Source organism: Allobosea sp. P1_A7 (assembly GCF_056406775.1).
In genome coordinates this window covers 1-1,427 of sequence record NZ_JBFTZN010000559.1, presented here as the reverse complement: position 1 = coordinate 1,427, position 1,427 = coordinate 1, and the positions used below count along the sequence as shown (strand labels likewise).

At 65.0% G+C, this 1,427-nt stretch carries 2 protein-coding genes; one reads left to right on the top strand and one right to left on the bottom strand.

Annotated features, from left to right (window positions below):
- Positions 1-195, top strand: a 195-nt coding sequence (locus tag AC1D34_RS37575; protein ID WP_476827031.1) for a hypothetical protein, incomplete at its 5' end; no start/stop codon positions are given.
- A 135-nt stretch (positions 196-330) separates the two neighbouring features.
- Here AC1D34_RS37575 and AC1D34_RS37570 read toward each other — a convergent pair.
- Entirely contained in the window at positions 331-1,272 is a 942-nt protein-coding gene (locus tag AC1D34_RS37570) for an IS481 family transposase (RefSeq protein WP_476827030.1), read from the bottom strand.
- Positions 1,273-1,427 lie beyond the last annotated feature (155 nt).

Here is a 1,427-nt window from a genome sequence, read left to right as displayed (position 1 = left end):
CCTGCTGGGCTGGGTGGCTTCAACACCCAAACCCTCCCAGCAGGAGCCTCCCGTCACAAACCCCGCAGCTTTCCCGCGTCAGCGGGTTCGTTCAATCCGCAATTGCCGCAGCATATCAGGCGGGATGCCTTCTACTGGAGCTCCCCCATGGCGCGGTACTTCGTTGTCGTGCTTCATTTTGCCACCAGCGTGTGATCGTGCCTCCAATTGACGGAGCTTTAGTCCACCGGCGCAAATTCCTACCGAAGAGGCACTCAGCCCGTCAGCGCTGATTGATTGGTGCAGAAGACGGCAAGGGCGGAGCCAGTGGAGCAATTTCCTTGCCTACGCCTAGSTGTCGTTTCCAAGAAGGTTGTTCAGTCTTGTCCATGGCGACTTTCCGCCGAGGGCTGAGTGAGGGCGRGAGAGGTTGTAGTTGTCGGCCCAYGGTCCGATGGCGGCGTGGCGCTCTGCCGAGCTCTGATAGGGTCTTGCATAGGCCCATTCRCGCAARCTGGTCTGGATRAAGCGCTCGGCCTTGCCGTTGGTTCGCGGGGTGTAGGGCCGGGTGCGGACATGRCGGGCGCCGGCCTTTGCGAGCGCGGCTGCGAAGAGCTTCGAGCGATAGGCCGAGCCGTTATCGGTCATCACCCGTTCGACGGTGACGCCGAGACGACCGAACCAGGCGAGCGCGCGTTCGAGGAAGGCCGTCGCGTCGTCCCGGCCGAGGCTTGGCAGAACTTCGACGAAGGCCAGCCGCGAGGCATCGTCGATCGCGACATGGAGATGGTCCSAGCCGATGCCGCGATTGCGGCCTGGGCCGGTGCGGTTGCCGGTGATGCGGTGGCCGACGCCGTCGATCCGGCCCAGGCTCTTGATGTCGAGGTGGAKCAACTCGCCCGGCGCGGCGCGCTCGTARCGCAGGATCTCGGGTTTCGGCTCCAGCGCCGACAATCGGTTCAATCCCAGACGGCGCAGGATCGCTCCCACGGTTGAGCGCGGCATGCCGAGTGCAACGGCGATCTGCGGGCCGCTCAGCCGGCGACGCCTCAGCGCCTCGATCTCGGCAACACGCTGCACAGGCGTTGCATGCGGACAGTGATGCGGGGCTGAGCTGCGGTCGTGAAACCTGCGCGCGCCGCCCTGCCGRTGCCGGCGAAGCCAAGTATGCGCCGTGCGGCCCGAGACGCCCGCAGCCAGTGCCGCCGCCTTGACGGACCAGCCCCCTACGACCCGCTCTGCCAGCAGGGCTCGACCGCAAGGCGTCAAACGGGCATTCTGATGRACGTTCATCCGGGCACCTCCGGCGCAGGCGTTGGAGCTTCGCAACCCCAGCCTCTCAGCACCGGCCCGGATGAACAACCTTCATAGCTTCGACAACTAGGCAGCGCTTGGTCCGGCCCGGATGAACAACCTTCATAGCTTCGACAACTAGGCAGCGCTTGGTC